Raw genomic sequence first — 24,642 nt, 5'->3', positions numbered from 1 at the left:
CTCAGCCCTTTCCGGGGTGGAGGGCACCGCAGCCGCCGCAAGTGCGGGCCTGCTCGTCGCCGTAGAACGCGGTGAAGACCGGTGGCAGATCCTCGACGATGTCACGCACCTGGAGTTCCACCTCGTGCACGAGCGCGGCGCATTCGAGGCAGTACCACTGGAACTTCTCCAGCGTGCCCTCCTCGCGGACGCGTTCGATGACCAGGCCGATCGAGTCGGCCTCCGGACGCTGCGGCGAGTGCGGGATATCACCCGGCAGGAGCCAGGTGTCGCCTTCGGAGATGCGGATGGTCTTCTGGCCTTCGTCGGTCATGATGTTCACGTGCATGTTGCCCTTGAGCTGGTAGAACCATTCCTCGTAGGGGTCGACGTGGAAATCGGTGCGCTGGTTCGGCCCGCCGACGACCTGCACGATGAAGTCGCTGCCGAGCGCCATGGTCCGGTTGTTCACCGGCGGCTTGAGCAGATGCTCGTGCTCGGCGATCCAGGCCTGGAAATTGACGACGTCGGGAATGCGGGTCATCGCGGGACCTCCGTGTCTTTCGGTAGATGAGCGATCGCCTGGATTTCGATCAGCAGATGCGGATGCGGCAGCTGATGCACGGCGACCGTGGTGCGGGCAGGGCCCGTTTCGTCGAAGTATTCGCCGTAGATCTCGTTGTAGCCGCCGAAATCGTTCATCGAAACCAAGAAGGTGGTGATCTGGGTGAGGTCGGCGAGGTCGGCGCCGACCTCGTGCAGGATGCCGCGGATGTTCTCGATCACCGCGCGGGTCTGCGCCCGGATGTCCAGGTTCGTGGTGCCGAGTTCGTCCACCTCGACGCCGGCGAACGTGTTGTCCGGGCGTCGGGAGCTGGTGCCGGACACGAAGATCAGGTCTCCCGCGACCTTCACATGCGGGAAGCGGCCTCTCGGCTCGGCCAGCCCGGAAATCACCCGCCCGCTCATGCCAGCCCCCGCACCGAAACCCGGCCGAGTCCGGCGATGTCCGCTTCGGCGACGCCGGGCGCGAAGGGCACCGCTTCGGTCGCCGCCCCGGCCAGCACCACCTGCCCGGCCCGCAACGGGATCTCCCGCTTCCGGCACAGCTCGACCAGCGCGTGCAGTGCGCGCACCGGATCGCCGAGGATCGCCGCCGTCGAGCCGATCACCTCGCGGTCCCCGGACCGCAGCCGCACCGCCCGGTTCGCCACCTCGCCGAACGCGCGCCACGGGCCGAGCACGAACCCGGCGGCCGAGGTGTTGTCCGCGACCACATCGGTATGGGTGAACCGGAAGTCCCGGTACCGGGAGTCGATGATCTCGATCGCCGGTGCCATCGCGTCCACAGCGGACTCCACGTCGAACGCGGGATCGGCAAGATCTGTGAGGTCGATGTCGCGAGCCAGCCGGTACGCGACCTCCGGCTCCACCTTCGGATGGATGAAGCCCGCCAGCGAGACTTCGCCGCCGTCGGCGACGCGCATCGCGTCGGTGAGCCTGCCGGCGATCACCTCGGACACGCCCATCTGCGCCATCTTCGCCTTGCTGGTCAGCCCTAGCTTGACTCCGAGCACCCGCTCACCACGTGCCTCCCGGCGGGCGACCAGCGCGGCCTGGATCGCGTACGCGTCGGCGATGTCGAACTCGTGATCATCGGCGAGGCTCGGGGTGTCCGCGCACGTGGTCTGCGCGGCGTCCAGCCGATCGGCGAGCGCCGAGATCTCCTCGGCGGCCGTCATGTGGTGCTCCGTACCAGGTCGAGTGCGATGTCCACGATCATGTCCTCCTGCCCGCCGACCAGCTTCCGCCTGCCGACCTCGGTGAGAATCCGCCGGGTGTCCAGTCCGTAGCGGGCGGCCGCGCGCTCGGCGTGCAGCAGGAAGCTCGAGTACACCCCGGCGTAACCGAGGGTCAGCGTCTCGCGGTCAACCTGGACCGGCCGCTCCCGCAGCGGGCGGATCAGGTCGTCCGCCGCGTCCTGCAACGCGAACAGGTCCGCTCCGTGCTCCCAGCCGAGCAGATCGGCGACCGCGACGAACGGCTCGGCCGGGCAGTTGCCCGCCCCCGCGCCCTGCCCGGCCAGCGCGATGTCCACCCGGTAGGCGCCGTGCTCGACCGCGGTGACGCTGTTCGCCACCGAAAGGGAGAGGTTCTCGTGCGCGTGGATGCCGATCTCGGTATGCGCGCCGAGCACCTGCCGGTACGCGTCGATCCGCTCGGCGACCCCGTTCATCGTCAACCGCCCACCGGAATCGGTGACGTACACGCACTGCGCGCCGTAGGACTCCATCAGTTTGGCCTGTTCGGCGAGCGCCGACGGCGTGGAAAGGTGGCTCATCATCAGGAAGCCGGACACGTCCATGCCCTGCTCGCGAGCCCAGGCGATGTGCTGCGCGGCCACGTCGGCCTCGGTGCAGTGGGTGGCGATCCGCACGCTGCGCACCCCGAGGTCGTGGACGCGGCGCAGCTGTCCGATGGTGCCGATACCGGGCAGCAGCAACGTGGTCAGCGTGGCGTTCTCGATCACCTCGGCGGCCGCGGTGATCCACTCCTCGTCGGTGTGCGCGCCGAATCCGTACGTCGCGCTGGACCCACCGATCCCGTCGCCGTGCGCGACCTCGATCGCCGCCACGCCCGCCTTGTCCACAGCGGACACGATCCGCCGGACCTGGTCCACGGTGTACGCGTGCCCCATCGCGTGCATACCGTCGCGCAAGGTCACGTCCTGGAGGTAGACCTTCATCGGAGCCACCCCCTCAGTTCGGCGATCCGCTCGGCCGTGCGCAGTGCCGCCGAGGTCATGATGTCGAGATTTCCCGCGTAGTCCGGCAGATAGTGGGCCGCGCCGAGCACTTCGAGGAACACCGAGACCTTGAGCCCGGAGATCTCCCGGCCGAGCTCGGGCACCCACTGGCGGGACACCGGGTCGAACTGCACTTCCTGTTTCAGTGTGTAACCGGGCACGTACTCGCGCACCCGCTCGGCCATCAGCCGGACCGACGCCGCGATCTTCTCCCGGTCCGGCTCCCCCTCGACCAGGCAGTACACCGTGTCCCGCATGACGATCGGCGGGTCGGCCGGGTTCAGCACGATGATCGCCTTGCCCATCGCGGCGCCGCCGACCTCACCGATCGCGGCCGCGGTGGTTTCGGTGAACTCGTCGATGTTCGCCCTGGTTCCCGGCCCGGCCGAGCGGGATGAAATCGACGCGACGATCTCCGCGTACGCGACGGGCGCGACCGAGGACACCGCGGCCACGATCGGGATCGTGGCCTGTCCGCCGCAGGTCACCATGTTCACGTTCGGCGCGGCGAGGTGCTCGTGCAGGTTCACCGGCGGCACCACGAACGGGCCGAGCGCGGCCGGGGTCAGGTCGATCATCAGCTTGCCGTGCGCCTCGGCCACCTCGGCGTGCCGCCGGTGCGCACCGGCCGAGGTGGCGTCGAAGAGCACCCGCACGCCGGCGAACTCCGGCAGCGCGGCGAGGCCGTCGATACCGTCGTGGGTGGTGGCCACCTTGAGCCTGGCGGCCCTGGCCAGCCCGTCCGAGGCCGGGTCGATGCCCGCCATCGCGGCCATCCGCAGCGTCTTCGACAACCGCAGCACCTTGATCATCAGATCGGTGCCGATGTTGCCGGAGCCGATGACGGCGACCGGAACCGTTGCTGTCACTGAGTCTCCTCCTCGATCACCGCGTCGACCTCCCCGAGTCCGTCCAGCCGCAGCCGGAACCGGCCCGCGCCCGTGACCGGCACCATGGGGCCGAGCGCCCCGGACATCACCACGTCGCCCGCGCGCAACGGCTGCTCGCGAGCGGCCAGTTCGCGGGCCAGCCAGGCGACCGCGACCACCGGCGAGCCCAGGCAGGCGTGGCCCGCGCCGAACGACACCGGTTCGCCGTCCACCTCCAAAGTCATCCCCGTCGCGGCGAGATCCCGGCCGGTCAACGAGAACGGGCTGCACCCGAGCACCACCGCGCCACTGGACGCGTTGTCCGCCACCGTGTCCACAATGGACAGGTCCCAGGCGGCGATCCGGGAGTCCACGATCTCGATCGCGGGCAGCACGAACTCGGTCGCCCGCAGCACGTCCGCGACCGAAGCACCAGGCACGTCCAGATCGCGGCCGAGTACGAACACGATCTCACCCTCCGCACGGGGTTGCAGGAACCGCCGGTACGGCACGGGTTCGGTGTGTGCGTACAGCATGTCGTCGAACAGCACACCGAAGTCCGGCCGGTAAACGCCGAACTGCCGCTGCACCGAGGCCGCGGTCAGCCCGATCTTCGCCCCGGCCACCCTGGCGCCCGCCGCGACCCGCTCGTCACGCAGCCTGCGTTGCACCGCATAAGCCGCGTCGACATCCTGCGCGCCAAGGAATTCCCGCACCGGGGGGCACGGGGTCGCGGTGCTCGCCGCGGTCGTGAGCCGGGCGGCGGCCGCCTCGATCGGCGCGGTCACAGCCGCACGCACACATTCGTCGGCTCGGTGTAGAAGTGCAGCGAAGACGCGCCGCCCTCCCTGCCGATCCCGGAAAGCCCCATCCCGCCGAACGGCGAGCGCAGGTCGCGCAGGAACCAGGTGTTCACCCAGGACATGCCGACGTGCATGGCCTGCGCGACCCGGTGCCCTCGGCGCAGGTCTTGGGTCCACACCGAGGACGCGAGCCCGTATTCGGTGTCGTTGGCCAACGCGATCGCCTCGTCCTCGGTGTCGAACGGGATCAGCGCGGCCACCGGGCCGAAGATCTCCTCCCGCACCGGCCGGTCCTTGTTGGTCAGACCGGTCCACAGGGTCGGTTCCAGCCACGAGCCGCCGTCGAGTTCCGGCCCGAGCTCGGGAATCCCACCGCCCGTCAGGGTTTTGGCGCCGGATTGCTCGGCAAGCGCGAGGTAGTCCAGCACCTTGCGCCGATGCTCCGGCGAGATCAGCGGGCCGGTGGTGGTCCGCTCCGCCGACGGGTCGCCGAGCCGCAGCCCGCGCGCCCGCTCCACCAATCCGGCCGCCACGTCCTCGAACACCGAGCGCTGCACGTACACCCGTTCGGTGCACAGGCACACCTGCCCGGTGTTCGCGAACACCGACCGGGTCAGCCCGGCGAGCGTCTCGTCGAGATCGGCGTCCTCGAACACGATGGCGGCGTTCTTCCCGCCCAGTTCGAACGACACCGGCCGGACCCGGGGCGCGACCGTGCGCATCACCTGGGTTCCCGTGGCCGACGAGCCGGTGAAGGTCACCCCGTCGATGCCGGGATGCTCGGTCAGAAACTGCCCCGCCGAGTCGCCGCCGAACCCGTGCACCACGTTGTAGGCGCCCGCGGGCAATCCGACCTCGGCCAGCACCTCGGCCAACAGGGTCGCGGTGGACGGGGTCTGGTCGCTCGGCTTGACCACGACCGCGTTGCCGCAGCCGAGCGCTGGCGCGACCTTCCAGGTCAGCAACAGCAGCGGCAGGTTCCACGGCACGATCACCGCGACCACGCCGAGCGGCTTGCGCACCGCGTAGTTCAGCGCCTGCGCCCCACCGGGCAGGTCGGTGACGAACGATTCCTGACCGGCGGCCGCGATCACGTCGGCGAACGTGCGGAAGTTCGCCACCGCGCGGGCCACGTCCAGCTCGCGGGCCCGGGTGACCGGTTTTCCGGTGTCCGCGACCTCGGCCGCGACGAACTCCTCGAACCGGGCCTCGATCCGGTCGGCCGCCCGGCGCAGCAACGCGGTCCGCTCCCGCACCGGAGTGTCCGCCCAGCCGTTGTGCAACGCCGCGCGCGCACCGGTGACCGCGCGGTGCACCAGCTCCCGGTCGGCCTCGTGCACCCGGGCGAACTCCGCGCCGGTCGCCGGATCGACCGCCGGGAACCCCGGCCCGTCCGGTTCGGCGAACTCACCGTCCACGAAGTTGCGGATCCACCGCACTGACTGCGTCATGCCGTTCACTCTGACCGGCCGCGCCATGCGGAACAAATGCGTTTCTTCGCGTTAGCTATACCTGAACTCACATACCGGGGAATTAGGCGTTCGCCAGGCGAAGACGTTCGGCCGCCTGCGCGAGGACAGCGTCACCGGCTTTCGGAGCCTTGCCATGCAGGGCTTCCCAGCGGAGGTCGTGCATCGCCGTCCACAGGCTGCCCGCCCACGCGACCTCCTGCTCCTCCTCGGTGAACCGGCGCCCACGGACATCCTGGTAGGCCGCCAGGAACGCGGCGGAACTTTCGATCGGCGGCAGCCTGGCCGGCCCGGTCTTGGGGAACACGCCACTCGCCGCCCCCACCAGCGCCGCCTCCGGTTGCCATCCCAGACTGTCCCAGTCGTGCACCGACCACACCTCCGTGCCGTGCCAGCGGAGGTTCTGCGCCTCGAAGTCGGCGTGGCCCAGTACGCATGGCAGGTCGGCGGCCAGCAGCCGCTCGCGCACCCGGCCCGCCGTGTCGACGACACACGCGGGTACGGCACTCTGATCCAGTTCGTCGAGGAACCCGATCGACGGCCACACCCCGGGATCCTGGTGATCCCAACGCGACCAGCGCGGATTCGGCAGCGGCGGCGGGACGACCAGGTCGGCCAGTCCGCCCGTCAGCCGGGCGAACACCGCCGCGTAGCGCACGGCGACGTCCGGCGAGTCACCCGGCAGCGGCTCACCGCCGGGCCGGAACTCCTCGGCGTGGACGGTCAGCACACCGACGCCGACCGCGGGCGTGAGCGGCCGCGGACAAGGAAACCCTTTATCCGCCAACCAGGTCTGCGCGGCGAGACACGACGCGGCCCGGCAGTCGTCCTCGCGCGCCTTCACCACGACGTCCCGCCCGCCTGCCAGCCGCAGACCGAACACCATCGACATCGACCGCAACTCGAACCGGACGCCGACCGGCTCGGCTCCCAAGTGCTCCGCACACCAGACCGGCAGCCAGCCCGGCAGACCCTCCAACGTCACAAGGAAACTGTCCCAGCCGCGTCAAACCCGCCGGCGCGCGCGTGCTGTCCGTCCAGTCACGTGTGTCGTCCATCGGATCACAGGTGCCGTCCATCCAGTCACGCGAAACCGCCAATTCGGCACAAGGTCGACCTCGCGGCGTCGGCTTCACTACCTCCAGAGACATACCCGTTTGGGTATAGCAGACCGGCAATTCGGCATTTGTGGCCTATGCCTCACGGTGTCAGGCTTCTGCCCAATCGCCCGCAGCCGCGATCGGCTGTCGCCCGAGTCGATTGGGTTTTCGCAGATGAACACACCCGCGCCCCGCAAGATCGCCGCCGCCACGCTCGCCGGAACCACCCTGGAGTGGTACGACTTCTTCCTCTACGGCACCGCGTCCGCGCTGATCTTCAACAAGCAGTTCTTCCCCTCGCTGAGCCCCACGGTCGGCACCCTTGCCGCGTTCAGCACCTTCGCCGTCGGCTTCATCGCCCGCCCGCTCGGCGGTCTGGTGTTCGGCCACTTCGGCGACCGGATCGGCCGCAAGTCCACGCTGGTGGTCTCCCTGATGCTGATGGGCATCGGCTCCACGTTGATCGGGTTGATCCCGAACTACGAGGCGATCGGCATCTGGGCGCCGATCCTGCTGGTCGCGATGCGGATCGTGCAGGGCATCGGGCTCGGCGGCGAAGGCGCGGGAGCGACCCTGATGTCGATGGAACACGCGCCCGCCGATCAACGGAACCGGTACGCCGGATTCCCGCAGATGGGCACCCCGGCCGGACTGCTGCTGGCGAATCTGCTGTTCCTCGGCAGCAGTGCGGTGATGCCCGCGAGCGCGTTCGCCACGTGGGGCTGGCGGATCCCGTTCCTCCTGAGCTTCGTGCTGGTCGCGATCGGCCTGATGATCCGGCTGCGGATCACCGAATCACCGTCGTTCACCCGGGCCGCTCAGGACGACAAGGTGGTCCGGTTCCCGCTCGGCGCGGCGCTCAAGGTCGGCTTCGGCAGGCTCGCGCTGACACTGCTGGTCGGCGTGGCGAACTCGGCGGTCGCCTACGTGTTCATGGTCTTCACCCTCTCCTATGGGACCCAGAACCTGCACTACGACCGGCAGTTCCTGATCCTGTCGGTGACCGGATCGGCCGTGCTGTGGTTCGCCACCATCCCGATCTGGACGCGGATCGCCGACCGCCACGGCAGGCGCACCATGTTCGTCGCCGGGTCGGCCGCGCTCCTGTTGTGGTGCCTCGCGTTCTTCCCGTTGCTGAACACCGGCGACACCGGGCTCGCGATGCTCGCGCTGGCGGGGATGGGTCTGGTCGTCCCGATCACCCACTGCGTGCAGGGCGCGATCATCGCGGACACCTTCCCGGTCAACGTCCGGTTCTCCGGCATGTCGCTGCTGCTGCAGGGCGGCGCGATCCTCGGCGGCGGGCTCGCTCCGATGATCGCCACCGCGGTGCTCAACGCCACCGGCTCGACCATCGGCATCACCTGGTACCTGGCGGCGATCTGCGGCGTCAGCATGATCAGCGCGATGTTCCTGTTCCGCCTGGTCCCGTCCCGTGCCGCGGAATCCACAATGGACGAACCTCGCGGCCACGACGCGGTTCCGCTGTCCGTGAACACCCGCCCGGCCGGGCTCGACGATCATTAGAGTCCGCTTCATGCCGGTCACCACACGCACGGTCGAGTACCCCGCCGACGGACTGACGATGATCGGGCACCTCGCGCTCCCGCCCGGTGCCGACCGACGGCCCGCGGTCCTGATCGGGCCCGAGGGGCCGGGGCTGAACGACTTCCAGCGCCGCCGGGCCGACGCTCTGGCCGAGTTGGGGTACGTGGCGCTGGCCTTCGACATCAACGGCGGGCGCTGGTTCGCCGACCCCGACGAGATGCTGGCGCACGTGATGCCCCTGCTCGCCGATCCCGGCCGGATGCGGGAGATCGGCCACGCGGCCCTCGACGTGCTGCGCGCCGAGCCGCGGACGGACCCGGACCGGATCGCCGCGATCGGCTACGGCACCGGAGGCGCGATCGCGCTGGAACTCGGGCGGGACGGCGTCGACCTGCGTGCGATCGGAACGGTGAACGCACTGACCACGGGCCGGCCGGGCGAAGCGGCGCGTATCCGCTGCCCGGTCTGGGCCGGGGTCGGATCGGAAGACCCGATCATGCCGCCCGCGCAACGAGAAGCGTTCACCGCCGAAATGCAGGAGGCGGGCGTCGACTGGCGGCTCGTGGTCTACGGCGGCGCCCTGCACGCCTTCCACCACCCCACCGTCGACCACACCGTGCGCCCCGGCGTCGGCTACCACGCGCGTCACGCACAGCGAGCCTGGCACGACGTCGTCGACCTGCTCGCCGAATGCCTGCCCGTGACCGAGTGATCGTCGAACCGGTGTCTTTTTCCTTATCTCGAGCCATTCCGCGGGGGAACTGCAGAGCCGAGGGGTGGCCGATGCCCAGTGCGGTGGTGTCTCGCTCATCCGGATCACGGGGACGAGACTCTTGAGGTCGCCCGGTGGTGCTCGGCGAGCGGGCCCGAGTGCTGCACGGTGCCGTGCTCACCGCGGAACACGGGGAGATACGCACCGGGTCGGACGTCGTGATCATGGAGCACGCGCCGGTCCGCGGCCGAGCCCGGCATTCCGCAGTATTCGGCGACGCGATATTGATCGGGCCGTACTCCCACGTCAACGGCACCAGCATCAAGGACGAGGTGATCGTGACGAGCGGCACGTCCCTGTTTCATGGCTCGGCCGCCTGTGCCGAAGTCGCCTGACACCTTCTCGTCTGTCTACAAAGGATGCTCCAGGGCCACAGCGCCCGATTTGGGCGTTTTCCGGCCGGGTCGTGAGTGAAGGAGGGTTCTAGCCCTTTTCCACTCACGACCCCAGTCGAGAAAACGTACATAAACGCATCAAATGGACATCCAGCGACCGAGTATTGTCCTTTGTGGACACTCCACGCTCAAGACACCCTGACATCCGCCCCTTCGGAAGCCCAGTTCGAATCACTAAAAGCGCCACCGACCGCGGCTATGCGACTTTGCCGGAGCCCTACCCTGAAGGCAGTGAAGGAGGCCTTCACTACCCGCCGATGCGGTCCCTCCGTCGACCCTGCGAACGCGAAGTCGGCGCTGATATCAGCGCCGCCGTGGCCGCGCGGTTCATGGTCCTGGCCGGTCGCCAGGCCCCGGATATCGACTTGCGGAGGGGGCGGTCCGCTCCATGCCCGCCGATGGGCACACATCGCCGGATACCGACCGGAGAGCTCACGGATCTACTTCCTCGTGACCCACAGCGGAATCACCCTCACTCCGATCCTCGCCCGGCTGACTGCGGCGGCGATCGTCACCGACACCGCGCAGAACGCACTCTCACCCTTCCTACCGGCCCGGTTAGCGGGAGTGCCGCGCTCGGAGCCTGCCGTCGGGCGCCCCACCTACCTCGGCGAGCAGTAGATCCGGCCAGATCCCCGGTCCCCCTAGGCGGTACCCGTGTCGGGCTCACCACAGTGACACCTCGCCACAATCCGTTGCACGACAACGAGTCATCGCGAAAAATTCGCACCGGGACCATCACTTCTCGATTAGTACCCCCTACCCGTATACTGTTTCTAGCGATCGACAGCATCAGGAGGAGCCGTGCAGCGTCTTCACTCGCTCGAGCCGGCGGACGCGCCTGCCAAGTCGGCCGAGTTGCTCGACGAAATCATCGGACGGCGCGGTTCGGCAGGCCCGATGGTGACCGCGATGGCCCACTCCCCCGCACTCCTTCAGGGATACCTCGATTTCTCGAGGGCCATGAAGCGGGTCAAGCTCGCCCGGGTGCTGAGCGAAAAGGTTTCGCTCACCTTGCAGGAGTGGATCGGTTGCGCGCTGTGCCTCGACGCGCACACCAAGGCCGCACTGGAAGCCGGGCTCAGCGAGACCGACGTCGCTTTGGCCCGGCAAGGCACGTCGACCGATCAGCGTGAGGCCGCGTTGATGGCGTACGCCGTCCGCGTGCTCGCCGAACCGGTTTCGATCCGCGACGAGGACGTCGCCGAGTTGCGCGAGCACGGCTGGAGCGATCGGATCATCGCCGACACGGTGGGACTGGTGGCACTCAACCTGCTGACCGGTTCGTTCAATCTCGTCGCAGGACTCGAACCCGCGCCTGCCGAGCAGTCCACAAAGGAGGAAACCGCTCATGTCCACTGAGCACGAACACCACGGCCACGAACACCACGAGCAGCACCACGCGGCCAAGGCGTCGTGGGGAATGGCGGCGTCGGCCACCCTGCACTGCCTCACCGGCTGCGCCATCGGTGAGGTGCTCGGCATGGTGATCGGCACCGCGCTGGGCTGGGGCAACGTCGCGACGATCGTGCTCGCCGTCGCGCTGGCATTCGTCTTCGGTTACGCCCTGACGATGCGCGGCGTGCTCCGCGCGGGTGTCGGATTCAAGCAGGCCCTCAAGGTCGCGCTCGCGGCGGACACCGTGTCGATCCTCGTCATGGAGATCATCGACAACGCGGTGATGGTCGTCGTCCCCGGCGCGATGGAAGCCGGACTCGCGAGCTGGCTGTTCTGGGGCGCCCTCGCGTTCGCGCTCGCCGTGGCGTTCGTGCTCACCACGCCGGTCAACAAGTGGCTCATCGGCCGCGGTTCCGGGCACGCGGTGGTCCACGCCTACCACCACTAAAAGGCCCGATGGAGACCATCGGTACCACGAGCCCTACGCGGTCTCTGTCGTCAACCCCGGCACAGCACTGCGGCGCTCGCGCGGCACCGAAAGTGCCGCACGAGCGCCTCGAACCGGACGTCAGCCGGCTGTGCTGCGGAATCCCTTGAGCCGCAGGCTGTTCGTGACCACGAAGACCGAGCTGAATGCCATCGCGGCGCCGGCGATCATCGGGTTGAGCAACCCCGCCGCGGCCAGTGGCAGCGCCGCGACGTTGTAAGCGAAAGCCCAGAACAGGTTGCCCTTGATGGTGCGCAGGGTCCGCCGGGAGAGCCGGATCGCGTCCACCGCCGCCCGCAGGTCACCGCGGACGAGGGTGAGATCCGACGCCTCGATGGCGACGTCCGTGCCGGTGCCCATGGCCAGCCCCAGGTCGGCCTGCGCCAGCGCGGCCGCGTCGTTGACCCCGTCGCCCGCCATCGCGACCACCTTGCCCTCGGCCTGGAGCCGCTTGACCACGTCGACCTTGTCCTTGGGCAAGACCTCCGCGATCACCTCGGTGATCCCGACCTCCGCCGCCACCGCACGGGCCACGGCCTCGTTGTCGCCGGTGAGCAGGACCGGGGTCAGCCCGAGCGCCCGCAGCTGCGTGATGGCTTCGGCGGAAGTCGGCTTCACGGTGTCCGCCACCACCAGGACCGCGCGGGCCGCGCCGTCCCAACCGACGACGATCGCGGTCCGGCCCGCCTTCTCTTCGGCGGCCTTCGCCTCGGCGAGATCCGCCGGCAGGTGATGCGCCCAATCCTCCAGCAGCGAACTGCGCCCGGCCAGCACCGCCTTGCCGTCGACGATCCCTTGCACACCGAGGCCTTCGACGTTCGTGAAGTCCTCGACGGCGGGCAGCTCGCCTACCCGATCGCGTGCCGCGCGGGCGATGGCCTGTGCGATCGGGTGCTCCGACGCGTTCTCCAGCGCCCCGGCCAGGCGGAGCGTCGTCTCTTCGTCGACACCTTCGGCGACGTGAACCGCCACCAGCGACATCTGCCCGGTGGTCACAGTGCCGGTCTTGTCGAGGACGACCGTGTCGACCGATCGCGTGGACTCGAGCACTTCCGGGCCCTTGATCAGGATCCCGAGCTGCGCGCCCCGCCCGGTGCCGACCAGCAACGCGGTCGGAGTGGCCAGGCCGAGGGCGCATGGGCAGGCGATGATCAGCACGGCCACCGCCGCGGTGAACGCCGCCGCGACCGAACCACCGGCCCCGAGCCAGAAGGCCAGCGTGCCGGCGGCGAGCACGATCACGATCGGCACGAAGACCGCCGACACGCGGTCCGCCAGCCGTTGGACCTGCGCCTTTCCGGTCTGCGCGTCCTCCACCAGTTTGGCCATCTGCGCCAGTTGCGTGTCGGCGCCGACACGGGTCGCCCGCACGACGAGTCTGCCGCCCGCGTTGACCGTCGCGCCGACCACCGCGTCACCCGGCGCGACTTCCACCGGCACGCTTTCCCCGGTCAGCATGCTCGCGTCCACCGCGGAACTGCCTTCGGTGATCACGCCGTCGGTGGCGATCTTCTCCCCCGGCCGTACGACGAACAGATCGCCGACGGCCAGCCGGTCGACCGGGATTCGCTCCTCCTTGCCGTTCCGGAGGACGGCGACGTCCTTCGCTCCCAGCTCCAGCAACGCCCGCAGCGCGGCACCGGCCCGGCGCTTGGACCGCGCCTCGAAGTACCGCCCGGCGAGGATGAACGTCGTCACCCCGGCGGCCACCTCGAGATAGATGTTGCCGTCACCGGCCATCCGCTCCACGGTCAGCTCGAAGGCGTGCCTCATCCCCGGCGTTCCCGCAGTGCCGAACAGCAGTGCGTACAACGACCACAGGAACGCCGCCAGCGTGCCCATCGAGATCAGCGTGTCCATGGTCGCCGCGCCGTGGCGAAGATTCGCCCACGCCGCTTTGTGGAACGGCCACGCCGCCCACACCAGCACCGGGGCCGCGAGCGTCAGTGAGATCCACTGCCAATAGGTGAACTGGAACGCGGGCACCATCGCCAGCAGGATCACCGGCACCGACAGCACCGCGGAACCGATCAACCGCTGCCGCAACGGCGCGATCGGATCGGCCTCCTCACCAGGCTCATCCGGGCCGGTCGTCTTCTCCGGTGCGGGCACGGCGGCCGCGTATCCGGCCGCCTCCACCTGCTCGATCAACCGCTGGGGTTCGACGTCCCCGCTGTAGGTGACCTTGGCCTTCTCCGTGGCGTAATTGACCGTGGCGGTGACGCCGTCGAGCTTGTTCAGCTTCTTCTCGATGCGCATCGCGCACGACGCGCAGGTCATCCCGGTGATCGCGAGTTCGACCTCGGCTGTGGTGGCCTGGTCCAGATCGGAAGTCATCGTGGTCACTCCTTTCCGGCTCGCGGTCAGCCGTGTCCGCCGTGACCGTCATCGGCCGCCGGGGATGGGGTTCGGTTCTGGGTGCCCGAAGGTGCGGGGGCACCCGCCGTGGCGACGGTGAACTCGGCCGTGCGGACCTCGCCCTGGTGCTGGAAGTCCAGGAACAGGCGGTAAGTGCCGTTCGACGGGACTTCGGCGAAGAAGGTCACCGCGGGGCCGGGTTTCGTGCGGCCGTCACCGGGTTCGCCGTCCGGATGGACGTGCAGGTACGCGAGGTCGCCGCCGCGCAGCGCCACCAGGTGTCCGTAAGCGCCGAGGTACGGCTCCAGATCGGTCACCTCGCGGCCGTCCTTGGTCACCGTCAGGGTGACTTTCGACGACCGGCCCGGCGTCAGGTCCCCGTCCAGGCGGACCTGGTAACCGTCGACGTTCGCGACGCGCGACAGCCGGTGCTCGACGGGCTTGAACTCCCCCGCCGCGGCGACGTCGACACCCAAGGTCGTGGCGCTTCCGCCGGTCGGCTTGAAGTCCGCGAAGACGCGGTACGAGCCCGCCTGCGGCAGCGCGAGCGGCACCGTCCAGAGGCCGTCCGGCCCCAGTTCGGGGTGGATGTGCTGGAAACCGGCCGTGTCGCGGCGGACGACGATGAGATGCATCCGCTTTTCGTGCTCGACGTCGTAGCCGGTGACCGGCGCGCCGTCGGGTCCGAGAACCTTAAAGGAGAAGGGTTGAGTCGTGCCCGCGGTGAGCGTCGTGGTGGTGGGCGTGAGGGTGTAGCCGCCCCTGGACGACGCGAGCCCGCCGGGCTCGTCGGTCGGCGCCGCCTCCGCGACGGTGCCGCTGTGAGCGTCCCCCTGCCCGGCGTCCTCGCCGCCGGACAGGCCGGCAGCGCCGGCGAAAGGACCGACAGCGGTGCCTGCGGCCCAGGCGCCACCGGCGACCAGGGCAAGCGCCACACCGTAGGCGGAGAGCTTCGCAACTGTGTTCATTTCGAGTCCCTTGTGCGGGCCGTGCCCGCGGTCAAGGAGCCGTCCCGCGAATCAGGCGGTCAGCTCGTATCCGGCTTCTTCGACGGCCGCGCGTACATCCGCGACCGCGGGTTCCTCCGCGCTGACGACGGTCACCGCGCCGGTCGGCAGGTCGACACGGACATCCGTGACGCCGCTGATCTTCCCGACCTCCTCGGTGACCGAGCCGACGCAGTGGCCGCAGGTCATGCCGGTGACGGTGTAGGTGGTCTCGCTCATCGTGGTTCTCCTCCGGATTCGTCCCGTTGCTTCAGGAACGGACGAGGCGGGCGATGACGTCGCTCGCCTCCTGGATCTTCTCGTCGGCTTCGGCGCCGCCCTTGGCGATGGCATCGGACACGCAGTGCTTGAGGTGTTCGTCCATCAGCCCCAGCGACACCGACTGCAACGCCTTGCTGGCCGCGGACACCTGCGTGAGGATGTCGATGCAGTACTTGTCCTCTTCGACCATCCGCTGCAGGCCCCGGATCTGTCCTTCGATTCGCCGCAGCCGGGTCAGGTATTCGTCTTTGCCTTGCGCGTATCCGTGCATCTCTCGTCCTCCTTGGACCGACTCTACATACCCTAGGGGGGTAGGGCAACAGGCATACCCCCGTGGCGTATGTCATAACCTTCTTCGGACGCCCTCACCCGCTCACCCGGCAGCGCGGGCCACCCCTCAGCGGGCATGATTGAGGCGTCGACGGATTCCGGACTCGAGGAGTGAGCGTGGTTGGTCACGGCGCCGGCACGGAAAGCCAGCTCAAGCGCCTTCGGCGCATCGAGGGGCAGATCCGCGGACTGCAGAAGATGGTCGAAGAGGACAAGTACTGCATCGATGTCCTCACCCAGGTCTCCGCGGCGACCCGGGCACTGAAGTCGTTCTCCCTCGAACTCCTCGAGCAGCACATGGCAAGCTGCGTTGTCGACGCCGCGGCGAAGGGCGGCGCCGAGGCGGACAGGAAGATCCGGGAAGCCTCCGAAGCGATCGCGCGCCTGGTTCGCTCTTGACTTGGCCGACGCAGCGAGCGGGCGGGTGACGTTCCTGTCACCCGCCCGCTCGCTGATCGCGCTCGAACCCGATCCGGGCGCGCGCGCCGTCGCAGAACGGCTTCTTCGCCGAATGTCCGCAACGGCACAGTAGTCGAGTACGCCCGTTGATCTCGTATTCGTTGTTGTCGTGGTCGACCAGCCGGACGGGCCCTTTCACCTGATACGGCCCGTTGTTCACGACCTTGATGACGACACCTGAGCGTTACCCCCGGGGGTCATGCGCTGGAGGGGTCTATGAAGGCTTCCTTGCCTACCCTGAGGGTCAGGGCCCGGCAAAGTCGCGTAGCCGCTGGTCAAGGGGGTGTTGCGGTGACAGAGGCGGGCTCGTCACAGTCGCCTGACATCTTTCTCGACTGTCCACATCGGACGCAGCCGGGTCGATAGTGCCCGATTTTTGGGCGTCTTTCGACCGGGTCGTGAGTGAAAAAGAGGGTTCTAACCCTCACTCACGACCCCAGTCGAAAACGTACATAAACGCATCAAATGGACATTCAGCGGTCCAATGGTGTCCTTTGTGGATATTTGACGCTCAAGACACCCTGTCATCCGCCCCCGTCGGAAGTCCAGTTCGAATCACCGAAAGCGCCATCGATCAGCGGCTATGCGACTTTGCCGGAACCCTGACCCTCAGGGTAGCGGACGAGGCCTTCACTACCCTCCGATGTGGATCTTGGTGAGCCTGGCAGTTCCGGACGCGCGAGGTGCAGGGCTCAGCCCGAATCACCACTCACGGCCGACCAGTCGATTACGTTGCGAAAGGCTTATCCCACCCCTGAGGCGATCGGCGTCCCGGCCAGCGCACCAGTGTCCTCAATGCGGCCACAGCCGTAGAAGCCCCTCAGCAAAATCCGCGGCAGGTGCACGCGACGAGGTGGGGCCGGCCATAAGACCGACCCCACCTGGTCAGAACGTGACGGTGAAGCCGTCGATCGAACCGGTGTCGAACTTGTAGACGTCCTGGGCGCTCAGCTTCCAGGTCCCGTTGGCGTTCTCGCCGGAGGCGTCGACCGTGTAGGTCTCGTGCACTCCCGAAGCGCTGCCAGTGCCGCCTGAGTTCTTGAGGCGGTAGGCCTTGCCGCTGGGACCGATCAGGTCCAGTGCCAGATCGGCAGAGTAAGTGTGGCTGATGTCCACCTTGACCGGCAGCGTCGAGGACGCCCTCCCGTCACACCCTCCCTCTGTGATCGAGCTCGTCACCGCGGCACCGGCGTCCGGAATCGCCACCGGGGTGGTGTTCGACTTCACGCCGCACGTCGGTGTCGGGCCGCCGCCACCGATGAACGACACGTTCAGCAGTTTGTTCAGCGAACCACTGCCGGGATTCTTGACGACGCCGTCGGACGCGTTGTCGACCAAGGCGTCACGCACCTGCTTCGGCGTCGCGGACGGGTTGGCCGCCAGGTAGAGCGCGGCCGCGCCGACGACGTGCGGCGTCGCCATGGAGGTGCCGTTCATGACCGCCGTCCCGCCGTTGCTCGGGCTCAGCGAGGTGATGTTGGAGCCCGGCGCGAAGATGTCCGTGCACGAACCGTAGTTCGAGAACGACGACCGATTGTCGATGGAGTCCGTGGCGTTCACCGTGATGGCTTCCGGAACCCTGGCGGGACTGGTGCTGCAGGCGTCGGTCGACGCGTTGCCGGACGCGACGCCGTAGACGACGCCCGACGCGATCGACTTCTTGAGCGCGTCATCACCCACACCGGGAGCGTCCATGGTGAGGCTCATATTCGCCACGGCCGGCTTCTTCGCGTTGGCCGTCACCCAGTCGACGGCGTCGATGATGCCCGAATCGGGGCCGGAGTTGTTGCAGCCCAGCACCTTCAGCCCGACGATCTTGACCTTCTTGGCGACACCGTAGGTCTTGCTGGCGATGGTACCGGCCGTGTGACTGCCGTGGCCGTTGCAGTCCTTGCCGTCACCGCCCATGAAGTCCTTGCCGAGACTGGCCCGGCCTTCGTACTCCGGGTTGTCAGGGTTGATACCGCTGTCGAGGTCGTACGCCGTGACGCCCTCACCGCTGTTGTTGTAGGTGTACTTCTTGTCCAGCGGCAAGGCCTTCTGGTCGACGCGGTCCAGACCCCACGTCGGGTTCGTTTGCGTGTCGGCGCCGCGGGCGGTGCCGTCCTCGTAGACGGCCTTGACCGACGGGTCCGCCGCGAGCCGCCGAGCCTGCTTCTCGGTCATCTTCTTGACCGAGAAGCCGTTCAGCGCCGCGGACCAGGTGGACCGCACCTCGCCGCCGAAGCGTCCGGTCAGCGACGACGCCGACGCCTGCGCGGTCGCGACGCCGTCCTTCAGCACCACGATGTACTGATCGCCGTAGTGCTGTTTCGCTTGAACCACGACGCCTTCGGCTTCGGCCGCGACGGCGTTTCCGATGCCCAGCGCCAATAAGGGGGTCAACGCGCCTAGGGTCAACAGTAATTTACGCATGGATCGTCACCTCGGAGATGAGTACGGTCACTGGACGGTGAGCGTGTACGTGGCGGTCGAGGTCTTGCCGGAGCCGTCCTTCGCCGTCACGGTGATCGGATAGGTCCCCGCCTGGAACGGCGCGAAGATCTGCATCGTCGAGCTGCCCCCGCTGGAGATGCTCTGCGGGTTGAAGAACGGAGCGATCGGCAGGCCCGAACCGGAGGCCGACAGGGTGATGGAGCCACTGCCGCCGGTCGCGGAGACCGTCGCGCTGACCATCGAACCGGCGCGCGCGGTGCCCGAGGCGGGGGTAATCGTCACCTTGAGATCGCCCGGTTCGGTGCCGCCCTTGCCGACGGTCAGCGTCAGCGTGGTGGTCGCGGTGTCGGTCGTTCCCTTGCCGGATACGGTGATCGGGTAGTCCCGCTCGGGCGTGCCCGCCGCGGTCTCGATCGTGAGCTTCGCGGTGTCACCGGACATGATGGACGACGGCTGGAAGGTCGCCTTGGCGCCGTCGGGCAGCCCGGACGCGGTCAACGCGACGTTTTCGCTGCCGTTCTTTCCGGCCTTGCTCGTGATCGACGCCGAAACGTACTTGCCGGGGTCGACCTTCACGGAACCAGGGGAGGCCGCGAGGGTGAACTTGTCGGTGCTGGGCACCTCGCCGATCTGCTGTTTGACCCAGTCGCCCATCTCGTTGTTCAGGCGGCTGTAGACGCTGTACCACTTGAAGTCGCTCCGGCTCCACGACGTGATGCCGACGACGACACCGTTGACGACGAACGGGCCACCGCTGTCACCGGGAAGGACGGTCTTGCGGCCGTCGGAGTACCCGGCGCAGATCATCGTCGCCGGGTCGACGCCGTTCTCCACCCCCGTGCACTGGTTCGGGTTGACGATCGGCAGCGTCAGCTTCTGCAAAGTGACGTCCACGGGGCTGTCGTTGTAGCTCTTCTTGCCGTAGCCCAGACTGAAACCGTCCTTGCCCGGTGTCTCGAGGCCGGTATCGGCGGAGGTGGCGACCTTCGCGTAACCACCGGCGGGGACGGGGATGTCGGCGTCGGTGGTGATGATCGCGACGTCGTAGCCGTTCCAGGGTTGGGTGAACTTCGGGTGCAGCTGGTAGTCGACTGCCTTCAGCTGAGTGCCGCCGGTGCTCACCAGATCATCCAGTCCATAAAGGACGGACTTCTCCCCGGCCAGTTCCTTGCAGTGTGCCGCGACCATCACCTTGCGGGGCGCCACGACGGAACCGCTGCAGCTCTGCCCCTTGGGCCGCGAGCCGCCCTCACGCAAGGCCGCGATGGCGAAGGGGTGGTCCTTCACCGAAGCGGGCACGCCGCCGATGCCCTGAGCATGGGCGCCCTCGGGGACCCGGACGTCACCGGTGGGAGCGATCGCCGACGCGGTCGGCTGAGGTGCCGCCCCGGCGGTTCCGCCCGCCACGGGGATCGACAGTGCCGCCACACCCAGTGCCAGCAGGCCGAGGACTCTTTTCCTTTTCACGGTATTTCCTTTCAGCAGGGAGGAAATCAGAAGGTCAGGCCGAAGCTGTCGAGCACGCCGGTGTCGAAGCGGTAGACGTCCTGGACTCGCAGCTTCCAGTCGCCGGAACGGTTCTCGCCCGAGGTGTCGACGGTGTAGGCCTTGGAGAGGTCGACGGTGCTCTCACCGCCCGCTTGCTCGAGGTTCACGACCTTTCCGCTCGGCGTGACGAGGTCGATCTTGAGATCGCCCGTGTACGGGTGCTTGATCGCAACGGCCACCGACGTGCCGGAGGTTCCCTTCGCGTCGCAGGAACCGATGGTCACGGTGCTGACCACGGCTTCACCGGCGTCCGGGACGGCGACGTCGTCGGTGCTGGTGCCGCCCGCGCAGGACGGCGGGTTCGGCGTGCCTTCACCGAGGAAACCGGTGTACAGCAGCTTGTTCGGCGATCCCTTGGCGTCGGTGATCTTGCCGGGGGTGGCATTGTCGAGCAGCGCCTTGGTGACCTGCTCCGGCGTGGCCGACGGGTTCGCGGTCAGGTAGAGCGCGGCCACGCCGGCGACGTGCGGGGTGGCCATCGAGGTGCCACTCATCTGCTGCGTGCCGCCACCGTTGCGGGTCGAGGTGATGTTGCTGCCCGGTCCGAACAGATCGGTGCAGGTCCCGTAGTTCGACGACTGCGAGGAATTGAAGATCGACCGCTTGTCCTGGATATCGCTCGCGGCGACCGTGATCGCCTCCGGCGTCCTGGCGGGCGAGACGTTGCAGGCGTCCTGTCCCTCGTTGCCCGCCGCGACCGTGACGGTGATCCCGGCCTGGACCGCGCCCCGCACCGCCTGGTCCACAGTGGACGTCGCACCGCCGCCGATGCTCATCGTGAGCACCGCGGGCTTCACGGCGTTCTTGGTGACCCAGTCGATACCGGACACGATCGTCGACCACGGCGCGCTGGAATTGCAGCCGAGCACGCGGACGGTGACGATCTTCACGCCTTTCGCGACACCGTAGGTCGTGCTGCCGACGGTGCCGGCGACATGTGTGCCGTGGCCGTGGCAGTCCGCGGCGTCGCTGTCGTTGTCGACGAAGTCGTAGCCGCTGCTCGCGCGCCCGCCGAACTCGCTCTGCCGGTGGTCCGTCCCGGTGTCGAGCACGTAGACCGTGGCACCGTCGCCTTTGTTGGCGTAGTTGTACTTCTTGTCGAGCGGCAGATCCTTCTGATCGACCCGGTCCAGGCCCCAGGTGGGATCGTTCTGGGTGTCGGTCGCGTGCGCGAGACTGTCCGGTTCGACCGAGGCGACGGCCGGATCCGCGGCCAGCCGCCGAGCCTGAGCTTCGGTCATCCGGCCGGCGAAGCCACGCAGCACCGAATCATAGGTGCGCGTGACCTGACCACCGTATTCCGCCGCCAGCGACCGAGCCTCCGCGGCGGGCGACGGCCCGGCCTTCAACGTGACGAGGTAGGAACCTGGAATCGCGTTTGGCATCCACGCCTGGACAAGAGGCCCGGCAGGCGAGGCAATGGCGGGTAGTGCCGGCAAGCCGAGGGCGAGTGCCAGGCCGGCAACGACCACAGCCCTTCCTCGGCGGAGACTTTCACGCATCGAGTCACTCCTGAAAGTGGGGAAACAACACCGGGAGACGTTGTGACAACAGTGAGTTCTGAGGGAGACAAGAACAATAAGTATCACGCTCGGCGGACTACTCAATTAAATGCCCGCGTCTCAATAATCAGTGCCGTGAGCCCATTGAATAAGTGACCTCATCAAAGAACTAAAGCGTGACGATGCGAATCGGCTCCAGTTCGTCAGGTCGGGAGCGCTAAGTCTTGCGCGGCGCGACGTCGAGCTCGCCCGACAAATATTCGCCGAGCACCGCGCGCGAAGGCAGATCGAGCTTGTTCAACGCTCGGCTGATATGGACCTCGACCGTTCGTGCGGACAAAAAAAGCCGTTCCGCGATCTCGCGGTTGCTGAGATTCTGGGCGGCCAAGCGTGCCACTTCGAGTTCGCGCGGCGACAAGGCCTGGCCGTAACCGCGGCGACCACGCGACGGAGTGGTGGGATCGTGGCGCGCCAGGATCCGACGACATCGCTGCGCGTCGGCGATTGATTTCAGGGAACGGTAAATGGTTTCGGCCGAGGTCAATGCGCCAAGCAGTCTCCGGTGGTCGCCGAGTTCGGCGTAACATTCACCGGCGAGTTCGCTCGCACCGGCGGCGGCGTAAGGCCTCGGCAACGCCTGATAGGACAAGGCCGCCTGGCTGAACGATTCGACCGCGTCGGCGGGCCGGGCCCGGGCGAGCAGACCCCGGCAGAAGAGAGCCGCCGCATGGGCGAGCGGTGCGTCTCGTCCGGCTATCCCCTCCTGGTACTCGGCCACCAGCCGTTCGGCCGCGTCGGTCTCCCTTCTGGCGACGAGAACCCGGACGGCGGGCGGAAGGAGTTCGGCCGCCCAGACCCAGTTGTTCTTCCGGCGCACACTCTCGAGTCCGCTCTCCACGAGCCGCGCGGCGGTGGAAAGTTCCTTGGCCGCGAGGAGGACGGCCACCCGCCCCGCGAACGCCGACGCCCGCTGTGGCACGTTCCCGGCCGCGAGCGCGAAGGCGGTGTCGAAGTTCCGTGACGCCTCTTTACGACGTCCGTTGCCCAGCTGGTACCACGCCAGCGCGAGCAAGGGTTCCGCGGCGAGTGAACTGTCCTGGCCGACGCGGCCCACCAGTCCGAGGACTTCGCTCTCCACCTCGGGCCAGATGCCCATCGCCACGTCGAGCCGGAGATCCGTCCCGGCCGCGAGCGCCTCCAGGTAGGGCTGTTCCTCATCGTGGACCAGCCGCCGTGCGGTGGCGAGATACGTCCTAGCCACCGGGTAGTAGCCGTTCCACGCGGCCGCGTCGGCGAGATTGACGTAGGTCCGGCTGACCTGCCTGCGAACCTCGGCGGACCGGGGTGAGGCCGGGAGCGTGCCGACGTCCTGCCAAACCCCCGGATCGGCCACCTGCATCCGTCCGGACATCCGGTTCGCGGTCACCGCGGCGATCAGTTCGACGTCGCGGGTGCCCTTGCTGGCCCGTTCGGCCTGGTCCAGCCAGCGCAGGTTCTCCTCGACCGGTACCGGCCCGACGTGCGGGAGCGCCAAGGTGATCAGTCCACGGGCAAGGAGCGCACGCCGACCGTCGAGATCCGCGATGGCCAGCTCGATCTCGGAACGGCCCGCGTCGACCTGCCCGACCTGGTTGATCAGGACCCGACCGAGGTTGATCCGGATCTCGCCGCGAGCGGCCTTGCTCAACGGCCATTCATGCGCCGCCGTGCGCAGCAGCCGCAGCGTGGATTCGCCGATCAGTCCGTACGCGGTCTGCCTGCTGAGGCGGACGGCGAAGTCCTCCCTGCGCGCCCGCGGGAGCGCGGAGTCCCCGAGCGCGGCCTCGAGCAGCCGCACGGCTTCGTCCGGCTGGCCCTCGGCCGCCGCCTGGTCCACGGATTCCGAGACGTACCGCGCCCACTCGTCGAGCTCACCGGCCTCCCGGTGGTGGTACGCGACCCTCCTCGGTTCCGGCTCGTCCGAACCGGCGAGCAGCCGCGCGGCGCCGGAGTGCAATTGAGACCGCCGCGGCCCCGGGATGGCGGCGCGGACCGCGTCGGCGACCAGCGGACTGCGTACCGCGTAACGATCATTCCCCAGATCCCGCAGGAATCCCGCGGCCATCGCCTGAAGCAGGTCATCGACGATTCCGGCGCTGTCCGAGCCTGCCACGGCGGCGAGCGCCTTTCCGCCCGCCGGCCTGCCGAAGGTCACCGCGGCCGAGACGACCGCCGTGGCGCCCTGCTCCAGCACCGCGAACCTCGCGGCGAGTTCTGCCGCCCAAGCAGCGGGGACGACCTTCTCCGAGAGTTTCATGGCGGCCCGCGCGTCGAGCCCGGAGATCGCTTCCACGACCGCGGTGACCGCGGCGGCCACCCCGCCGGTTCGCCGATGGACCCGCTCGGCGAGCTCGCGCGAACCGGTCTTCGCCACGACGTCCGCGATCTGAAGCGGCTTCAGGGTGCATCGCGCCGTCACCCCGGAACGGGGAGGCCACCAGGCATCGCGAAGGGTCCGTTGCTGCAGCCGGAGCGCGGAACTGGTCACGACGGCCAGCCGTTCGGACGGACGGGCCGCCAGCAGGCGGAGGAAGTCCTGGGTTTCTCCGTCGGCCTCGTCGGCGTCGTCGACGATCAGGACCGTACGCTCCGGCAAGGTGAGCAGCTCACGGAGCGCACGGTGGACCAGGTGACGATCGGAGCCGAGCGGCGCCGGCAGTACGGTGCTGAATTCGGGGAGCAAGGGGTGCAGCACCCCGGCGAGCGGCGACAGCCGACCGGCCAACCCCGCCAACCTGTCCGCGGCGGCTCCCAGCGCGTCGAGCAGCGGTGCGAGCGGCGCCGGATCGGGCTCTCGCACGCAGCGGAGCTCGATCACGGTCCGCTCCCGGCCCGCGGAACGCGCCACCCGGCGGAGGAGGTCCGTTTTCCCGGAACCGGGTTCGCCTTCGATCACGACGAAGGCGAACGGCTTGGCGATCTCCCGTTCCACCCAGGACAGCTCCACCACGGCGCCCCTTACTTCAGCGTGAACGACCCGGCTCGGCAGGAGCGTCCGACAGCACCTCGGCTGCTACAGCATCACCCCGGACCACAGCGGTGACCAGCCTGTGCGCAATAAGTCAGGGCACGTAGT

Annotated in this window: 23 protein-coding genes; 6 read left to right on the top strand and 17 right to left on the bottom strand. The window is 68.3% G+C overall.

Features of this window, described 5'->3' with window-relative positions; genetic code table 11:
• Position 1: 1 nt before the first annotated feature.
• The 8 genes from ACZ6DT_RS19620 to ACZ6DT_RS19585 all read right to left on the bottom strand — a co-directional run bounded on the left by ACZ6DT_RS19620 (position 2) and on the right by ACZ6DT_RS19585 (position 6,911).
• Positions 2 to 523: a 3-hydroxyanthranilate 3,4-dioxygenase gene (locus ACZ6DT_RS19620; protein WP_465596844.1), complete on the bottom strand. Its 522-nt coding sequence runs from the start codon at positions 521 to 523 to the stop codon at positions 2 to 4.
• Positions 520 to 948: a RidA family protein gene (locus ACZ6DT_RS19615; RefSeq protein ID WP_465596841.1), complete on the bottom strand. Its 429-nt coding sequence runs from the start codon at positions 946 to 948 to the stop codon at positions 520 to 522. The genes ACZ6DT_RS19620 and ACZ6DT_RS19615 overlap by 4 nt, the downstream gene beginning before the upstream one ends.
• Positions 945 to 1,721, bottom strand: a complete 777-nt coding sequence (locus ACZ6DT_RS19610) for a 2-keto-4-pentenoate hydratase (protein ID WP_465596838.1) — start codon at positions 1,719 to 1,721, stop codon at positions 945 to 947. The genes ACZ6DT_RS19615 and ACZ6DT_RS19610 overlap by 4 nt, the downstream gene beginning before the upstream one ends.
• Positions 1,718 to 2,725, bottom strand: a complete 1,008-nt coding sequence (gene dmpG, locus ACZ6DT_RS19605) for a 4-hydroxy-2-oxovalerate aldolase (protein WP_465596835.1) — start codon at positions 2,723 to 2,725, stop codon at positions 1,718 to 1,720. Before dmpG ends, ACZ6DT_RS19610 begins: the two co-directional genes overlap by 4 nt.
• Positions 2,722 to 3,654 carry an acetaldehyde dehydrogenase (acetylating) gene (locus ACZ6DT_RS19600; RefSeq protein ID WP_465596832.1) on the bottom strand — a complete coding sequence of 311 codons (933 nt, stop codon included), beginning with the start codon at positions 3,652 to 3,654 and terminating at the stop codon, positions 2,722 to 2,724. Before ACZ6DT_RS19600 ends, dmpG begins: the two co-directional genes overlap by 4 nt.
• Positions 3,651 to 4,442, bottom strand: coding sequence for a 2-keto-4-pentenoate hydratase (locus ACZ6DT_RS19595; protein ID WP_465596829.1), 792 nt, complete (start codon positions 4,440 to 4,442; stop codon positions 3,651 to 3,653). The genes ACZ6DT_RS19600 and ACZ6DT_RS19595 overlap by 4 nt, the downstream gene beginning before the upstream one ends.
• On the bottom strand, positions 4,439 to 5,908 hold the full coding sequence (locus tag ACZ6DT_RS19590) for a 2-hydroxymuconic semialdehyde dehydrogenase (protein WP_465596826.1): 1,470 nt from the start codon (positions 5,906 to 5,908) through the stop codon (positions 4,439 to 4,441). Before ACZ6DT_RS19590 ends, ACZ6DT_RS19595 begins: the two co-directional genes overlap by 4 nt.
• 82 nt (positions 5,909 to 5,990) lie before the next feature.
• Positions 5,991 to 6,911, bottom strand: a complete 921-nt coding sequence (locus ACZ6DT_RS19585; protein WP_465596823.1) for a phosphotransferase — start codon at positions 6,909 to 6,911, stop codon at positions 5,991 to 5,993.
• Between the two features lie 289 nt (positions 6,912 to 7,200).
• Between ACZ6DT_RS19585 and ACZ6DT_RS19580 the strand changes: the two genes are divergently transcribed.
• From ACZ6DT_RS19580 to ACZ6DT_RS19560, 5 genes are all read left to right on the top strand, one after another.
• Positions 7,201 to 8,553 (top strand): MFS transporter, encoded by a 1,353-nt coding sequence (locus ACZ6DT_RS19580; protein ID WP_465596820.1) that lies wholly within the window; start codon positions 7,201 to 7,203, stop codon positions 8,551 to 8,553.
• A gap of 10 nt (positions 8,554 to 8,563) precedes the next feature.
• Positions 8,564 to 9,286 (top strand): dienelactone hydrolase family protein, encoded by a 723-nt coding sequence (locus ACZ6DT_RS19575; protein ID WP_465596817.1) that lies wholly within the window; start codon positions 8,564 to 8,566, stop codon positions 9,284 to 9,286.
• A gap of 134 nt (positions 9,287 to 9,420) precedes the next feature.
• Positions 9,421 to 9,681 carry a hypothetical protein gene (locus tag ACZ6DT_RS19570; protein ID WP_465596814.1) on the top strand — a complete coding sequence of 87 codons (261 nt, stop codon included), beginning with the start codon at positions 9,421 to 9,423 and terminating at the stop codon, positions 9,679 to 9,681.
• 864 nt (positions 9,682 to 10,545) lie between these two features.
• Positions 10,546 to 11,103 carry a carboxymuconolactone decarboxylase family protein gene (locus ACZ6DT_RS19565; RefSeq protein WP_465596811.1) on the top strand — a complete coding sequence of 186 codons (558 nt, stop codon included), beginning with the start codon at positions 10,546 to 10,548 and terminating at the stop codon, positions 11,101 to 11,103.
• Positions 11,093 to 11,587, top strand: coding sequence for a DUF4396 domain-containing protein (locus ACZ6DT_RS19560; protein ID WP_465596808.1), 495 nt, complete (start codon positions 11,093 to 11,095; stop codon positions 11,585 to 11,587). The genes ACZ6DT_RS19565 and ACZ6DT_RS19560 overlap by 11 nt, the downstream gene beginning before the upstream one ends.
• 120 nt (positions 11,588 to 11,707) lie before the next feature.
• On the opposite strand, the gene ACZ6DT_RS19555 is transcribed toward ACZ6DT_RS19560, so the two are convergent.
• The 4 genes from ACZ6DT_RS19555 to ACZ6DT_RS19540 are packed head-to-tail and all read right to left on the bottom strand — an operon-like array spanning position 11,708 to position 15,523.
• Entirely contained in the window at positions 11,708 to 13,963 is a 2,256-nt protein-coding gene (locus ACZ6DT_RS19555) for a heavy metal translocating P-type ATPase (protein WP_465596805.1), read from the bottom strand.
• A 26-nt stretch (positions 13,964 to 13,989) separates the two neighbouring features.
• On the bottom strand, positions 13,990 to 14,952 hold the full coding sequence (locus tag ACZ6DT_RS19550; RefSeq protein ID WP_465596802.1) for a hypothetical protein: 963 nt from the start codon (positions 14,950 to 14,952) through the stop codon (positions 13,990 to 13,992).
• A gap of 51 nt (positions 14,953 to 15,003) precedes the next feature.
• The gene (locus tag ACZ6DT_RS19545; RefSeq protein ID WP_465596799.1) at positions 15,004 to 15,210 is read right to left on the bottom strand and encodes a heavy-metal-associated domain-containing protein; all 207 of its coding nucleotides are present in this window, start codon (positions 15,208 to 15,210) and stop codon (positions 15,004 to 15,006) included.
• A gap of 31 nt (positions 15,211 to 15,241) precedes the next feature.
• Entirely contained in the window at positions 15,242 to 15,523 is a 282-nt protein-coding gene (locus ACZ6DT_RS19540; RefSeq protein ID WP_465596796.1) for a metal-sensitive transcriptional regulator, read from the bottom strand.
• A gap of 176 nt (positions 15,524 to 15,699) precedes the next feature.
• Here ACZ6DT_RS19540 and ACZ6DT_RS19535 point away from each other — a divergent pair, with 176 nt between their 5' ends.
• On the top strand, positions 15,700 to 15,981 hold the full coding sequence (locus tag ACZ6DT_RS19535) for a metal-sensitive transcriptional regulator (protein ID WP_465596793.1): 282 nt from the start codon (positions 15,700 to 15,702) through the stop codon (positions 15,979 to 15,981).
• Positions 15,982 to 16,018: 37 nt separating this feature from the next.
• Here ACZ6DT_RS19535 and ACZ6DT_RS19530 read toward each other — a convergent pair whose 3' ends face one another.
• From ACZ6DT_RS19530 to ACZ6DT_RS19510, 5 genes are all read right to left on the bottom strand, one after another.
• A complete protein-coding gene (locus ACZ6DT_RS19530) occupies positions 16,019 to 16,201 on the bottom strand; it encodes a CDGSH iron-sulfur domain-containing protein (protein ID WP_465596790.1) in 183 nt (60 codons plus the stop codon).
• Positions 16,202 to 16,926: 725 nt separating this feature from the next.
• Positions 16,927 to 18,456, bottom strand: a complete 1,530-nt coding sequence (locus ACZ6DT_RS19525; RefSeq protein WP_465596787.1) for a S8 family peptidase — start codon at positions 18,454 to 18,456, stop codon at positions 16,927 to 16,929.
• 27 nt (positions 18,457 to 18,483) lie between these two features.
• Positions 18,484 to 19,944 carry a trypsin-like serine protease gene (locus tag ACZ6DT_RS19520; protein ID WP_465596785.1) on the bottom strand — a complete coding sequence of 487 codons (1,461 nt, stop codon included), beginning with the start codon at positions 19,942 to 19,944 and terminating at the stop codon, positions 18,484 to 18,486.
• A gap of 26 nt (positions 19,945 to 19,970) precedes the next feature.
• A complete protein-coding gene (locus ACZ6DT_RS19515; RefSeq protein ID WP_465596782.1) occupies positions 19,971 to 21,527 on the bottom strand; it encodes a S8 family peptidase in 1,557 nt (518 codons plus the stop codon).
• Positions 21,528 to 21,744: 217 nt separating this feature from the next.
• Entirely contained in the window at positions 21,745 to 24,516 is a 2,772-nt protein-coding gene (locus ACZ6DT_RS19510; RefSeq protein WP_465596779.1) for a LuxR C-terminal-related transcriptional regulator, read from the bottom strand.
• Between the last annotated feature and the right edge of the window lie 126 nt (positions 24,517 to 24,642).

It is taken from the genome of Amycolatopsis sp. NPDC041971, assembly GCF_055588925.1.
Note: the sequence above shows the minus strand (reverse complement) of the source record. Positions and strands in the feature narration are given on the sequence as shown.

Excerpts from the sequence above, each read along its gene's own strand:
- ACZ6DT_RS19620 (WP_465596844.1), bottom strand. The coding sequence starts at position 523 with ATGACCCGCATTCCCGACGTCGTCAATTTCCAGGCCTGGATCGCCGAG.
- ACZ6DT_RS19615 (WP_465596841.1), bottom strand. The coding sequence starts at position 948 with ATGAGCGGGCGGGTGATTTCCGGGCTGGCCGAGCCGAGAGGCCGCTTC.
- ACZ6DT_RS19610 (WP_465596838.1), bottom strand. The coding sequence starts at position 1,721 with ATGACGGCCGCCGAGGAGATCTCGGCGCTCGCCGATCGGCTGGACGCC.
- dmpG (WP_465596835.1), bottom strand. The coding sequence starts at position 2,725 with ATGAAGGTCTACCTCCAGGACGTGACCTTGCGCGACGGTATGCACGCG.
- ACZ6DT_RS19590 (WP_465596826.1), bottom strand. The coding sequence starts at position 5,908 with ATGACGCAGTCAGTGCGGTGGATCCGCAACTTCGTGGACGGTGAGTTC.
- ACZ6DT_RS19580 (WP_465596820.1), top strand. The coding sequence starts at position 7,201 with ATGAACACACCCGCGCCCCGCAAGATCGCCGCCGCCACGCTCGCCGGA.
- ACZ6DT_RS19575 (WP_465596817.1), top strand. The coding sequence starts at position 8,564 with ATGCCGGTCACCACACGCACGGTCGAGTACCCCGCCGACGGACTGACG.
- ACZ6DT_RS19560 (WP_465596808.1), top strand. The coding sequence starts at position 11,093 with ATGTCCACTGAGCACGAACACCACGGCCACGAACACCACGAGCAGCAC.
- ACZ6DT_RS19555 (WP_465596805.1), bottom strand. The coding sequence starts at position 13,963 with ATGACTTCCGATCTGGACCAGGCCACCACAGCCGAGGTCGAACTCGCG.
- ACZ6DT_RS19550 (WP_465596802.1), bottom strand. The coding sequence starts at position 14,952 with ATGAACACAGTTGCGAAGCTCTCCGCCTACGGTGTGGCGCTTGCCCTG.
- ACZ6DT_RS19545 (WP_465596799.1), bottom strand. The coding sequence starts at position 15,210 with ATGAGCGAGACCACCTACACCGTCACCGGCATGACCTGCGGCCACTGC.
- ACZ6DT_RS19540 (WP_465596796.1), bottom strand. The coding sequence starts at position 15,523 with ATGCACGGATACGCGCAAGGCAAAGACGAATACCTGACCCGGCTGCGG.
- ACZ6DT_RS19525 (WP_465596787.1), bottom strand. The coding sequence starts at position 18,456 with ATGCGTAAATTACTGTTGACCCTAGGCGCGTTGACCCCCTTATTGGCG.
- ACZ6DT_RS19515 (WP_465596782.1), bottom strand. The coding sequence starts at position 21,527 with ATGCGTGAAAGTCTCCGCCGAGGAAGGGCTGTGGTCGTTGCCGGCCTG.